Below are 13,308 nucleotides of genomic sequence, written 5' to 3' on the forward strand. Positions count from 1 at the left end.
TGCCACCTTCTAATATCCTTGTAGCACAAGTTACAAATAACTGACTAAATCTGTAACTATGCAGAACGATAGGCAACCTGATACTCAACAGGCTGGATACGATACTTCACTAGATTGGCAAGTTCCTGAAGCTGATTAATTGCTTCAGCACCTTCTAGCTTCATCAACTCTCGATCATCACGCATTTCTGTCCACGTGATGCCATAGTCTGATACCAAGAAACGAATCAAATGGTCATTGCCTAAGCTGACCATAAACGAAGCACTGTTGAGCTGATCACCGCACGTGTAACAAGATGCTAGATAGCCTTGATTCTCAAGGACAATTGCTAGCGCTTTTAGGTTTAGGACCAAATCTTTTACGAATTGGCGGTGTTGCTCTGCAAGTCGAACAAACATTTGCGTTCTCCTTCCCACCGGTCACATTGTAATGGTGAATCTTAAGTTTTGCTTAATATTTTTTATAAATCACTAAATTGATTCTCTTTAACCTTCAGTTTGGTCAGTGTTAGTTCAGGCTAAAAACGATCAATTTTACGTACATAATTGCCCATGCACCCGAACAAGCCATCTGAAGATACCTTTAGAAAAAAGGATTGTCCCCGGGATGGTGCGATCAGCTAGAGTCGGTTAATAACGACTCTGAGCAAGGACGCTCCTAGTCAAGTTACCCAGCTCAGAAACTAAGATAGCTTTCGTATTAAAAACAATTTCACTAATCCCAAAATTGTTAAGACAATTTTTATAGCGTAGGTATTCCAAACGCTAAATGCATGGCGATTGGTTAGTAAACTATGACATTAGCCATACCATAGCTACATTAGGACTATCTGTCCACGCATGAGGTCTTCTTTGTAACGGTTTTGCTAAAAATGTGAATGCGTTGAGTATGAATTTATTCAGCGCTCTATTCAGCCAAGGTCCACCAGCCAAAGGCAGGACCAATAAGTCTAATAGTCAACCATAAAACAATCATTAACACAATTCCAGCCCAGGCACCACGAGTACTCCAGGTCACAAAGTCTTGGGATTGCTGTTTGGTAATCGGGAGCCAAGGCACAATGCGTTGTTCGGGCTGCCCATAGTTTTCACCAAGTTTTGCCTGCCGCCGCCTTGCTTCGCCCATGGTACTCCACTCTATCGGTAACTTAAAGTTTGGTTCGATTCGATTATAGCGTTTGGTTTAATGGTGCTAGCCAGCTTGGATCTAGATAAACACTTTGGGCAATTGGGTTCAGGGTTTTGAGGATGGTCCGCCCATAGCTGCGGTGATTAACTCGGTTATCGAGTAAGGCAACTTTGCCTTGTTGGGCACTGATAGGAGCGATCGCAAGCTGCAGCGTCTGCAATGCCGTTGGCAATAAAAACAGTCGAAACCAATCTTGGCGCAACCGTTTATGATAGGCCACTTGCCCAGCAACTAGGGGGTTTTCGAGCGAAGGGATCGGCAGGGTCGTAATAATCAATAATCCAGGTGCAGGACAACAGAGTCGGTAGTCCTGCCAAAACTCCCAACCGGTGACCAAAATGCCATTTGGAGCTAAGTCCGACCGTTCAACCTGGACTCGCGAGCCATACTCAGCCGCTAAAATTGAGCCAATTTGGGCTTTCAGTGGGCTATCACCCACCAAGATGATAGTTGGTTGGGTGCGCGTTTCCGACAATTGCAGCAGGTTGCGAATTTCTTGCAAAATCGCGTTGGGAAACTGATTGCTATTGGGCATAGGCAACTGGTCAGGCGCATAGAGCTGAATACCGTCTTGTTGGCGATCAGGAGTGAACTTGAGGCAAGTGAGATCGCTTAACCCCAGACGCTGACGGTAGCTTTCAGCACTTTTTTCCTCATCTACAGCGGCCCCAATCAAGACAACTGGCTGCCGTTCCCAAATGGGCTTCAGCATCTCTGCCAAATTGACCGGGGCACATCGCAAAGTCAGCTGCCCTGACCCACGATTGAGCTGCAGCCAGGTCATGGTGTTTTCCTGGTCTATCTGGTTACGAAATCGTTGCCAGGTCGGCGGCAGGGCCGCTAACCCCAGGGGAGTTTCCGACAAGTGAACAAACAGATCTGTGAGTACATCATGCTCTTCAAGATCGGCAAGATAGCAACTGTAGGGATTAGCTGGATGTTGAAAAGCGAGATGGGTCAGCCTGACTCGTAGATCACGGATCGAAGTTTGCTGAGATGGGTATGCCAAACCCAACTGATGCCAGTCTGCATCATCGAGACTACAGGTTAATTCGTTACGCGCCCAATCAACCAGGGGATCAATGCCATCGATCAAAGTAACGATATTGGGTGGAAAGGCAGGGAGATTAGGGGATATCGGATGAGACGGTTGCGTGGCGTTAATCTGACTTGATAGCCAGGTTTGCGGAGTCGTAATTAAAATGCCTTGAAAGGTTTCTCCAGGCCAGCGATCGCCTACTTGAATAGATTTGATAGTAGGCAAAGTTTGCAGCAGATTCGGAATCTCATCCTGCACTAACTGCTGATGGATAGTGGGGGGGACAACTAAGACAACCGGTCCAGGCCATACAAGGGCAGGCGTCAGATAACTTAAACGATAACGTCCTCGATAGGCTGCGGTGCTACCAGTTTGCAGAAGAGCGCTACGTCCCAACCGCAATGCTCTGGCCACTAGACGCGCCATAGTCAAATGATGGGGCCACTGGGTATGGCCCTGCTGGCGTAAAAACTCTCGCAGTAGCTGGTGAACCTTTGCCTCAATCACGTGAAGTGCAACTCTCGTTGTGACTCAATAACTCAGCTAGATCCCTAAGAAATAACCAAGCAGTGTGTCTCATTGTGACATACTCCCTTGGAGGGTTTGGTTTATCGCCTACATGCGGATTGCTAGCTGGCGGTAGTGTTGCCCTCCAATCAATAGCCGTCACCTCAAGTTGTTGAACATGTCATTGCCCTTCCCTCAGACCCAGACTTCACCAGCCGAGTACACCATTGGGATCGTGGGTTTGGGGTTGATTGGCGGTTGTTTAGCCTTAGATTTAACCCGTCTGGGATATTCCGTTTATGGGGTAGCGCGGCGTTCTGAAACGGTCACAGCGGCCTTGGACGCAGGGATGGTCACCAAGGTCGGGTGCGATTTGGCCCTGATGGCTGAGACGGATCTGGTCTTTGTATGTACACCGATGGCACTAATTGTACCGACGGTCCAAAAGCTGGCGAGTTATCTACCAGAGTCAACTGTTGTGACGGATGTGGGATCGATCAAAGGGGAGGTGGTAGCAGCGGCAACGGCGCTCTGGCCCAATTTTGTGGGCGGTCATCCCATGGCAGGCAAAGCAGAATCGGGGCTAGAAGCTGCTGAAACTGGGCTCTTTTGTCAGCGGCCTTATGTGGTTACACCGATTGAAACGACGGTATCCACAGCGGTGGAACGAGTGGTTGCGATCGCAACCCAATTAGGCTCCCAAGTTTACACAGCCACGCCAGCAGACCACGACCAGGCAGTAGCCGCCATTTCACATTTGCCTGTCATGGTTAGCTCTAGTCTGCTGCACACCTGTTTGAGTGAGCCCAACACCCAAGTCAAAACCCTGGCTCAACAGCTAGCCAGTAGTGGTTTTTGTGACACCAGCCGCGTGGGTGGTGGCAACCCTGAGTTAGGCACTATGATGGCCCAATTCAATCGGTCCGCTTTATTACAGGCCCTACAGCGATATCGTCAGCAGTTAAACACCGCAATTGACCTGATCGAGGCGGAACAGTGGGATGCCCTAGAACAAAGGCTCAGTATTGCTCAGCAGGAACGACCCAAGTACCTCTGAGATCTGTGCTGAGTTTGAGAGCCTAAATTTTTCAGGATAGGTCTCTGAGACAGTGAATATTATCAGTTCTAGACCGGCTGCTTTCCTTCTGATTCAGCCATAATCACAGGCTCCTGGTACAGAATTGCGGTGAAGGTAACCGTAGAGCCGAGACCCTCACCCATACTAATAAACTGAACCTTGCCACCCATAGCCTCAATCAGCCGTTGAGAAATGGCCAGGCCTAGCCCAGTGCCACCATACTGCCGGGTTCGTTCACCATCCACCTGGCTAAAGGTTTGGAACAGTCGATTCTGCTTTTCTAGTGAGACTCCAATACCGGTATCTTCAACGCTAATTTTGATATGTCCAGGCCAAACTTGTCCTTGGAAACGCACACTTTGAGGCTTGACCTCAGCGCTAATGGTGACTCCTCCTTCAGGGGTGAATTTAATGGCGTTCCCAATCAGGTTAAGCAGAACTTGCAAAATTCTTTGATAGTTGCCGTAGAGCTTTATTTCATCTAGGGTGGCAGGCATTTTCATATTGAAATACAGCCCCCGCTGCTCGGCCTGAGGACGGGTGAAATTCTCCACATCGCAAAACAGCTCCTGCAAGCTGACTGCCGTCAGGTCAATTTCCATTTTACCTGCCTCAATTTTGGCAATGTCCAGCACATCGTTAATGAGATTAAGCAGGTGTAGGGCAGATTTATGGGCTTCTGCGATGAACTCTTCCTGTTCTTCTGGATCGTCTGCCATACCATCAAGCACCAACCGCAAAAAGCCAATCATGCCGTTAAGTGGCGTGCGTAGTTCGTGGGAGGTATTGGCTAGAAACTCACTCTTGAGGCGGGAAGCTTCTTCGGCATAGCGTCTTGCTTCTTCTAATTCATCATTTTTATCGATCAGTTTTTCGTTGGCCTTCTGGAGATCGTCTGCCAGGGTACGACTGGCCTCAAATAGTTTGGCATGGGCAATGGCTGTCCCAACTTGATCGGTAAGCTCATTGACCAGTTCAATTTCCAAGGGATGCCAGGGACGTTCGGGTGGCATTTGCAACAGCAGCACACTGTTGGGCTCGTCGCGATAGCAGGTAGCCACGGTTAAAACCGTGTAAGGCCCAGCATCATTGTCCTCGCGTTCAAAATCTGAAAGGACTGGTTTGAGGGTATTGATGGTACAGCGAAAATCCGCTTTATTAGTCAGCTCAAAGGTTTGCCCCAGACAAGGTTGTAACTCGGGCTGATGAAATTCAGCGACCACATTGAGAGTTTGCATAGCGACTGAATAGTCGCAAACCAGACAGCGATGCAAGTCTAAAAGCGTTCCCAAGCCGTCAACGGTTTGTTGCCAAATCGTTTCCAACTCCAGGGTTTTACGAATGTTGGAGGCAATGCTGGTAAGCACACCATGATAGTTCGAGATATTAGCGAGCAACCCGGCTTGAGCCGTATTGGCGGGCGGATCAGCAATAATGCCCATGGTGCTCAAGTGATGAGGCATGCTGGCAGTACCCGCCACTGTCAAGATGGAGCCTTCTCCCTGCAAATACTGATGGTCCGGATCATCAGGCCAATCAACGGTACTGAGCGTAAAGTCTAGCCCCACCGGATGGGGGCCGCACCGGACCACACATTGAAACTGCTGAGATTGTCCATCAACTAACACCTGAGCCATCCGTTGAAGATAGGGACCGACGGCTACAGGGCCAAATAATTGACTGATGGATTCGTGTAAATATCGTGAGGAATTAACCTGAATGCTACGGGGCCAACTGATAGAAACAATCCGACCGTAAGGATCGTGAATAACTTTAAGGGACGAATTATCAACTGTGGCGGGAACAGCCATAGGCTCAGGGTCAACTATCAATTGCGATCGCATAGTTTCGTCAGGAATCTCTAGCCCTATACTTAATTGCTTACGAGTTTTCCCTGTACGGATCAGAAACATCTACACCGAGATCGCCCGTCACAGTATGACAGACCTTAAAATTCTCTGATCACAGGGTAATGGATGCTGCAGAGCCGGAGTTGATATTAGATAAATCCAGCACTGTTCGTTGGTAAGACGCCCCGATAATCCTTATCTTGTCATGGGATTTATCAACGGTCATCCCTTTCGAGGTCTCTTTTGCAATTAGATGCACATGCGCTTGAGGTTTACTGCTTGGCTCAGGTGCCCCCAATCATGAAAAAAGTTCACCCTCAAAACACCTCTAAAATATAAGTCAGTAGTCCTAAGGATGAGCAAAGTATTAGAACAAAGCATTAAGATAGGCTAGGCTAAGCGCCTCTTTACTCCTTCGTTTGAGTTCTTGTTTCCATGACCGACGCACCCGTATCTCGAATCCGCAACTTTTCGATTATTGCCCACATCGACCATGGCAAGTCGACGCTGGCTGATCGGTTGCTGCAGGAGACTAAAACCATTAGTGATCGAGATATGAAAGCTCAGGTCCTTGACACTATGGACCTTGAACGGGAACGGGGCATCACAATTAAGCTGCAGGCAGCTCGTATGAACTACCGAGCCAAAGATGGTGAGTCATATGTGCTGAACCTGATTGATACTCCAGGCCATGTTGACTTCTCTTACGAGGTTTCTCGTGCCTTAGCCGCCTGTGAAGGGGCGTTACTTGTAGTCGATGCATCCCAAGGTGTGGAAGCTCAGACACTGGCCAATGTCTACCTAGCACTGGAAAACGATCTAGAAATTATTCCTGTCCTTAATAAGGTGGATTTGCCTGGAGCAGAACCCGATCGCGTCAAACAGGAAATTGAGGACATCGTTGGTCTGGACTGTAGCAACGCCATTTTGGCATCTGCGAAAGAGGGACTGGGCATCACTGACATTCTAGAATCTATTGTTGAGACGGTTCCTGAGCCTGAAGATAATACAGAAAAGCCACTACGAGCACTGATTTTTGACAGCTATTACGATAGCTATCGTGGTGTGATTGTCTATTTTCGGGTAGTGGATGGGACATTGAGTCGTCGCGATCGCATTCGGCTGATGGCCTCAGGCAAAGAGTACGAAATTGATGAGCTCGGTGTACTCTCTCCCAATCAAGTAGAAGTTGATGAACTCCACGCCGGAGAAGTGGGCTACATTTCTGCTTCCATCAAAGCTGTGGCAGATGCCCGTGTCGGTGACACCATCACCCTAGTGAAACGCAAGGCTGAGGACCCCCTGCCGGGTTATGTAGAGGCGAACCCCATGGTGTTCTGTGGTCTTTTCCCTACCGATTCCGACCGTTACGAAGACCTGCGTGAGGCTCTAGAAAAACTGCGCCTCAATGATGCCGCCCTACAATATGAGCCTGAAACCTCTAGCGCTATGGGCTTTGGTTTCCGCTGTGGCTTTTTAGGGCTACTGCATATGGAAATTGTCCAGGAACGCTTAGAGCGAGAATATAATCTGGACCTGATTACCACGGCTCCATCCGTGGTTTATCGGGTCACCACCATTGATGGCGAGGTGCTCAATATTGATAACCCGTGTGAGCTACCCGAGCCCCAAGAGCGGGAAAAAATTGAAGAACCCTACGTCAAGGTAGAGATTTTCACCCCTGAGGAGTTTGTCGGCACGCTGATGGATCTGTGTCAGACACGGCGTGGCGACTTCAAAGATATGAAGTACCTGACAGAAGGTCGGACAACGCTGGTGTATGAATTACCTCTGGCAGAGGTGGTGACTGACTTCTTTGACCAGATGAAATCCCGATCTCGTGGTTATGCCAGCATGGAGTACCAGCTGATCGACTATCGGGAAAATTATCTGGTGAAGTTAGATGTGATGATCAACGGCGATAAAGTTGATCCGCTGGCAGCTATTGTGCATCGCGATCAGGCCTACTACGTGGGTAAAGCTTTAGCGGAAAAGCTTAAAGAGTTAATTCCTAGGCACCAGTTTAAGATTCCGATTCAGGCCGCTATTGGTAGCCGCATTATTGCTAGTGCCAGCATTCCAGCCCTTCGTAAAGACGTACTGTCCAAGTGCTACGGCGGTGACATCTCCCGGAAGAAGAAACTGTTAAAGAAACAGGCAAAGGGGAAGAAACGCCTGAAGGCAATCGGTACGGTGGATGTCCCCCAAGAGGCATTTATGGCGGTACTGAAATTGAATTAATTGGATTCGGGTCGTCCAAAATTCCTAATTGAATTGGACTCCTGTAGAAGCACACCCTTGTGGCTGCCCTGGTAGATCCTGCATGATCAACCAAAATTCCCATAGAAATTATCGTGGCCTATGGGTTGTGAGTAACGGTCAATGGCACTAACGAGCGGGAGCAACCACAAGGGATTGCCCCTAGGAGGTCTTCCGACAAATACACAAATTACTTGGCATCCATCCAATTTTTGCCTGCATTAATGTCTACCTTTAGGGGTACCGACAACTGCACGACAGATTCCATCGTTGTAGCGATTTTTTTCTCTAATTCAGGCCATTCATCGAGTGGGATTTCAAAAATCAGTTCATCATGAACCTGTAGCAAGAGCCTAGCCTGATAATCCTTGAGGACTTTATGCAGCTGAATCATCGCAATCTTGATAATGTCAGCACTAGAGCCCTGAATAGGAGCATTAGCAGCCGCTCGAAGTAAACCCGCGTCATAGCCACCGGGACGTAGATGATCGAGGTCAATCTCGTCGGGAGATTTCCCCTTCAACGGCTTTAAGCTATTGCTCGAAAAGTTGAAATATCTGCGCCGTCCCAGAATAGTTTCTACGTAGCCATAGGCAATGGCTTCACGCTGCATCTGCTGCAAGTATTCAAATACCCGTGAGTAACGCTCGTTGAATTTGTCGATAAAGGCCTTGGCCTCGGTGCGACTAACCCCCATCTCACGGGCAAAGCGGACAGCGCCCATACCGTATATAACGCCGAAGTTAATAATTTTCCCCATGCGGCGTTCTGCGGTGGAAATTTCCTCTTTGTCTAATAGCAATTGGGCCGTAAGGCTATGAACGTCTTGACCATTGCGATAGGCATCCACCAGTACCGATTCACCACTGAGGTGAGTAAGAATACGTAACTCAATTTGAGAATAGTCAGCAGCGGCCAACAGCCAGCCTTCTTGCGGTAAGAACGCCTGACGAATCTGACGACTAAAGGCGGTACGAACGGGAATATTCTGCAGGTTGGGATTTGATGATGACAGACGCCCCGTGGCGGTCACGGCTTGGTTGAAGTCAGTGTGTACTCGGCCAGTGTCAGCCCGAACCAGTTTGGGTAAGGCGTCTACATAGGTGGACTTCAGCTTTGATAAGGTGCGATGGCTGATAATGCAGTCCACCACAGGATGATCGCCCTGCAGTTTCTCTAATGTGGAGGCGTCTGTTGAGTAACCAGTTTTGGTTTTGCGGGTTTTCTTTTTGTTGAGCCCTAAGGTTTCAAATAGCAAGACGCTGAGTTGTTTGGGAGAGGCAAGATTAAACTCTTCGCCTGCGTAGTCGTAGGCTTTGATTTGCAATTCATAGAGATCAGCTTCGAGCTGTTCTGAAAATTGCTTGAGATAAGGTTCGTCGATGCGGATGCCGGTGGCTTCCATGTCAGCTAAGACGGCTTCGAGGGGGACTTCGATGTCGCGGAAGAGGGTTGCGATCGCATCCACCTGACTTAGCTCTTTTTGCAAAATTGGCACCAACCGATAAGTTGTATGCACATCCTCACCGCAGTAGGCCGCCACCTGATCAAGAGCGATATCTGCAATCGTTTTACCCTTGGGTACCAGGTCGCTATAACTCTGTGCCGCCACATTTAAATAGCGCAAAGACAAATCCGTCAGATTATGGCTGTTTTCTGGATTGAGCACGTAGCTTGCCAGCATGGTGTCGAAAACGACTCCGGTCAGCTCAATGTCATAGCGCTTGAAAACTGCCCGGTCATACTTGGCATTTTGCAGTGACTTTGGACAATCAGCACTCTCCAAAACTGGCTTGAGAGCAGCCAAAACATCTGCCAGAGGTAGCTGCGTTCCCTCAACATGACCCACTGGCACATAGGCTATATCCTCCGGACCATCTCCCCAGCAACAGCCAATACCCACGAGATCAGCATCCAACGGATCAATTGCCGTTGTCTCTGTATCCCAAGCCACAGGCTTAGCCTTATCGGTTTGTGTTTCAAGCTTCGTGACTAAATCCTGTAGCTGAGCGGCGGTGGTGACTATCTGCGGCTTGATATCTACCGCTTCTACTTCCCTAGCCACATCTGTTTCTTCTGCAGTAAAAAAGGCAAGATCCTCATCCTCAAAAGATGTAGCAACCTTAACAGAAGATGCTTTAACCTCACCTCCAAAGGCTTCCTGCAATTTACTGAGCCGGTTAATAAAGTGCTGAAATTCCAGATGCTTTAGCAACGGCACGACTTCTGCTTCATCAAAGCCCTCTAGTTTGCAATCTGCTAGCTCTACATCCAGGTCAACATCAGTGACGATGGTGGCTAAATACTTAGACTGGTTCGCATCGTCTTGGCCAGTTTCCAGCCTTTTCTTAACGGCTCCCTTCATCTCTGGAAGAGCCGCATACACACCCTCCAGGTTCTGATGTTCCGTTAGCAGTTTGACCGCAGTTTTCTTGCCAATGCCCTTAACCCCAGGAATATTGTCTGAAGTGTCCCCACATAGAGCTTTGTAGTCGATCACCTGATTAGGCTTAATACCTAGCTTTTCCTCGACTTCCTTAATGCCATATTCCTTAGCTAGGCCATTGGTGCGTCCAAAGGTACTTCCCAAGTGCAACACCTTAATATGCTCGTTATTATCAATCAGCTGGAATAGATCCTGGTCACCGCTCAAAATCCTGACGGCATAGCCTTCTTTTTCGGCTTTTGTCGCTAGCGTCCCAATGACGTCATCCGCTTCAAATCCTGGTGCTGTCAGAATCGGCAACTGAAACCCGGCCAAAAGTTGCTTAAGATTTTCCACATCTTCAAGGAAATCTTCTGGTGCTTCAGGACGTCCCTCTTTATAAGTATCAGCGGCCTCGTGACGAAATGTCGGCTGAGCCAGGTCAAACGCGACGGCTGCATAGTCAGGTTTTTCCACCACCATCATGTCGCTCATGGATTTAAGAAAGCCAAAACAGACGCTGGTGGGAATGCCTTTGGAGGTGCGCAGTCCGCCATCACGGCTTTTAGCGTGGGCATAGTAGGAGCGAAACGCCAGGGAGTGACCGTCGATGATTAGCAGGGTGGGTCTGTCAGAACTCAAAACACTTGTCGCCAATGCAGCTTTTTAATTAAAGCGTGTCCACGTCCAGAACTGTAGTTTTTCTTTTGATGATCTTTTAGGAGTTATTTTCTTCTCTGCTATTCGCAAAAGTAGTTCTCCGGAAAGAGCCAGCCAGGGATATTCTCTGCAAAAAGTTATTGCCAATTCATAACAGGGAAATTTAATGAGTGTTCATTCATTGCCGGAATGATGACGGTTTAACCCGTCTTTTCAGGTATTTTGCACTTGTTTATCTTTCAAATGTCTATGAATAATCGTTTACGTTTTGCGACATTGGGCATTGTCGCTACCTCTATGTTCTTTTCCTTGGGTAGCTGTGGTCGTTCTGAATCAGCTAATGATAATCAAGCGGGTGAAAGGTCGGCAATTGCAGCACAACCGTCCGCCTCAGAAACTGGATTGGGCAAGGACACATCTTCTGCAACAACATTCTCAACGGAAGGTAATCTTGTGACCAAGACAAATGAATTGCCTGATCCTCAAGTGTCGAAGGATGTCTCTAGTAAGCGAGTACATACTGCTCAACCTTTAAATCAGGCCGAGTTAGCCTTAATTGAAAGTGAACTGGGGTTTGACGAAGAAATATTTGAGGCTCACAGCTTTGCCATCACGCTTTCTGATATGGGGGACGTAGCATTTGTGACCTCAAGGGTTTATCGGGAAGGTGCTCCTGATAGATTGGCCCTCCGGTTTCGTGATGTCGATGGTAGCTACGTGCCGCTGGTACCTAATCCGGATACACCAGACTGGACCTTGTGGGATGTGGACGCGGTGGCATTTGAAGATGTAAATAGTGATGGGGCGGGGCCAGATATCATTGTGATTGCGGAATATATGACCGGAATTGGCCCGACAGGGGCACAGCCGTTTCCGGTAGCAACGGTGTTTTTCAATGATGGGGATGATTACTTTGCTACTGACTCATATATTGATGAGCTGCTCAGTACCCGTGGAGTTGAGACCATTGCTGATGTTCAGGCTACTTTTGAAGAGGTGTTTTAGTAACCTTAGCGCTGCTTTGCTGGAGCTAGAAGCCTCTTATTCATGTCCAGAACTGTAGGTTTTCTGATGACAAGCTTCAGGTTGCGACCTGAAGCTTGCTTGCTGAGAGAGATACCCAGGCTGCCAGGTGCTTCCAGCAAAGGATAAAGCAGAAATTTGTTGCTACTTGAGATGGGCATTCTCTTAACGCAGGTTGAGCAAAACTGACATATACAATAGACATCGAACGGCAACAGTTGTAGAAATATTGGCCGATAGAACCTTCGCGGGAGCCAGAGACTCCTGGCAGGCGCTCAGTCGGAGGCCGAGCACCAGAAAAAATCGAAAAGAATTCGAGGGTCAAGCGCACAAGGGCAAAAGCGAAAAGGGCTAGGAAAGAACCCTGGAGGGCACACTCACAACTCGAAAACCGATAAGGTCGTTGCGGTCGCCGGGCCGAATGAAGCTGCGACGGGCAGAGCGGCAAGGCTCTGGATAGCGGTACCAGGAGCCGCCGCGTATCATTTTTCCTTTGAAAGAGTCTAAACCAGGCACTGCCATCAACAGGTGCTCCCTTGTAAGAGCCATGGAAGTCATCCTGGCACCATTCCCAAACGTTGCCGTGCATGTCGTTGGTACCTAATCCGGATACACCGGACTGGACCTTGTGGGATGTGGCTTAGAGGGTGACAAGGAACTTCAAGCCTATAGTTGGCAATGATTTGGGAAAATAAAACGGCAAAAAAATAGGGGACTATGGATCCCCCACAAAAAATAAAATGTTGCCTCAAGTATACCAAACGATTTGCCGTAAGCATCTGAACGAGCAGCAGTATCTAACGCTGGAATTAGTGTTACTTTTGATACAAGCGCATCGTCAAGTCACTCTTGGAGCCTTAGCCAGTCTATTTCCTCAACCGATCAAATATGCGAGTCGAAAACGGAACCTGCAACGGTTTTTAGTCCTGCCTCGTTTGAGCCTTAAAGTGTTGTGGTTTCCGTTGCTCAAATATTGGATTCGACAAGCTCAAACGGGGCATCGTCTCAATCGAGAGCATCGTCGTCAGCTAAAAAAAAGACGCATCAGAAGTATGGGTATTGGTTGATTGCGATAGACCGAACGCAATGGAAAGGACGTAATCTGTTTATGGTGACCCTGGTATGGGGGACTCATGCATTACCGCTCTATTGGGAGCTATTAGACCATATAGGCAACAGTAATCTGAGGACCCAAAAACGAGTCTTAAAAATCGCTCTAAAATTATTGAAACCCTATCCAACATTGGTGATAGGAGACCGAGAATTTCATAGTCCCAAA

9 protein-coding genes and 1 pseudogene are annotated in these 13,308 nt (G+C 48.2%); 4 read left to right on the forward strand and 6 right to left on the reverse strand.

Annotated elements, in window-relative coordinates:
- Positions 1 to 56 precede the first annotated feature (56 nt).
- The 3 genes from N836_RS65665 to N836_RS65675 all read right to left on the reverse strand — a co-directional run bounded on the left by N836_RS65665 (position 57) and on the right by N836_RS65675 (position 2,734).
- Positions 57 to 398: a DUF1815 family protein gene (locus N836_RS65665; RefSeq protein WP_006517269.1), complete on the reverse strand. Its 342-nt coding sequence runs from the start codon at positions 396 to 398 to the stop codon at positions 57 to 59.
- A gap of 508 nt (positions 399 to 906) precedes the next feature.
- Positions 907 to 1,125 carry a DUF2839 domain-containing protein gene (locus N836_RS65670; RefSeq protein WP_023075681.1) on the reverse strand — a complete coding sequence of 73 codons (219 nt, stop codon included), beginning with the start codon at positions 1,123 to 1,125 and terminating at the stop codon, positions 907 to 909.
- Positions 1,126 to 1,168: 43 nt separating this feature from the next.
- Entirely contained in the window at positions 1,169 to 2,734 is a 1,566-nt protein-coding gene (locus N836_RS65675) for an ATP-dependent DNA helicase (protein ID WP_023075682.1), read from the reverse strand.
- Positions 2,735 to 2,912: 178 nt separating this feature from the next.
- On the opposite strand from N836_RS65675, the gene N836_RS65680 reads away from it, so the two are divergent.
- Entirely contained in the window at positions 2,913 to 3,791 is an 879-nt protein-coding gene (locus N836_RS65680; RefSeq protein ID WP_023075683.1) for a prephenate/arogenate dehydrogenase, read from the forward strand.
- Between the two features lie 68 nt (positions 3,792 to 3,859).
- Here the strand turns inward: N836_RS65680 and N836_RS65685 are convergent, their stop codons facing one another.
- Positions 3,860 to 5,725 (reverse strand): ATP-binding protein, encoded by a 1,866-nt coding sequence (locus N836_RS65685; RefSeq protein WP_023075684.1) that lies wholly within the window; start codon positions 5,723 to 5,725, stop codon positions 3,860 to 3,862.
- 372 nt (positions 5,726 to 6,097) lie between these two features.
- Between N836_RS65685 and lepA the strand changes: the two genes are divergently transcribed.
- Positions 6,098 to 7,903 (forward strand): translation elongation factor 4, encoded by a 1,806-nt coding sequence (lepA, locus tag N836_RS65690; RefSeq protein WP_023075685.1) that lies wholly within the window; start codon positions 6,098 to 6,100, stop codon positions 7,901 to 7,903.
- A 208-nt stretch (positions 7,904 to 8,111) separates the two neighbouring features.
- Here lepA and polA read toward each other — a convergent pair whose 3' ends face one another.
- Positions 8,112 to 10,988 carry a DNA polymerase I gene (gene polA, locus N836_RS65695; protein ID WP_023075686.1) on the reverse strand — a complete coding sequence of 959 codons (2,877 nt, stop codon included), beginning with the start codon at positions 10,986 to 10,988 and terminating at the stop codon, positions 8,112 to 8,114.
- 267 nt (positions 10,989 to 11,255) lie between these two features.
- Between polA and N836_RS65700 the strand changes: the two genes are divergently transcribed.
- Positions 11,256 to 12,011 carry a hypothetical protein gene (locus N836_RS65700; protein WP_023075687.1) on the forward strand — a complete coding sequence of 252 codons (756 nt, stop codon included), beginning with the start codon at positions 11,256 to 11,258 and terminating at the stop codon, positions 12,009 to 12,011.
- A gap of 369 nt (positions 12,012 to 12,380) precedes the next feature.
- Here N836_RS65700 and N836_RS76130 read toward each other — a convergent pair whose 3' ends face one another.
- Entirely contained in the window at positions 12,381 to 12,578 is a 198-nt protein-coding gene (locus tag N836_RS76130; RefSeq protein ID WP_235071168.1) for an SUMF1/EgtB/PvdO family nonheme iron enzyme, read from the reverse strand.
- A 191-nt stretch (positions 12,579 to 12,769) separates the two neighbouring features.
- On the opposite strand from N836_RS76130, the pseudogene N836_RS65705 reads away from it, so the two are divergent.
- Positions 12,770 to 13,308, forward strand: a pseudogene (locus tag N836_RS65705) (IS4 family transposase); the annotation flags it as partial.

Origin of the sequence: Leptolyngbya sp. Heron Island J (genome assembly GCF_000482245.1) — a bacterium.
Lineage (GTDB): Bacteria > Cyanobacteriota > Cyanobacteriia > Phormidesmidales > Phormidesmidaceae > Leptothoe.

Excerpts from the sequence above, each read along its gene's own strand:
- N836_RS65700 (WP_023075687.1), top strand. The coding sequence starts at position 11,256 with ATGAATAATCGTTTACGTTTTGCGACATTGGGCATTGTCGCTACCTCT.
- lepA (WP_023075685.1), top strand. The coding sequence starts at position 6,098 with ATGACCGACGCACCCGTATCTCGAATCCGCAACTTTTCGATTATTGCC.
- N836_RS65665 (WP_006517269.1), bottom strand. The coding sequence starts at position 398 with ATGTTTGTTCGACTTGCAGAGCAACACCGCCAATTCGTAAAAGATTTG.
- N836_RS76130 (WP_235071168.1), bottom strand. The coding sequence starts at position 12,578 with ATGGCTCTTACAAGGGAGCACCTGTTGATGGCAGTGCCTGGTTTAGAC.
- N836_RS65670 (WP_023075681.1), bottom strand. The coding sequence starts at position 1,125 with ATGGGCGAAGCAAGGCGGCGGCAGGCAAAACTTGGTGAAAACTATGGG.
- N836_RS65680 (WP_023075683.1), top strand. The coding sequence starts at position 2,913 with ATGTCATTGCCCTTCCCTCAGACCCAGACTTCACCAGCCGAGTACACC.
- N836_RS65685 (WP_023075684.1), bottom strand. The coding sequence starts at position 5,725 with ATGTTTCTGATCCGTACAGGGAAAACTCGTAAGCAATTAAGTATAGGG.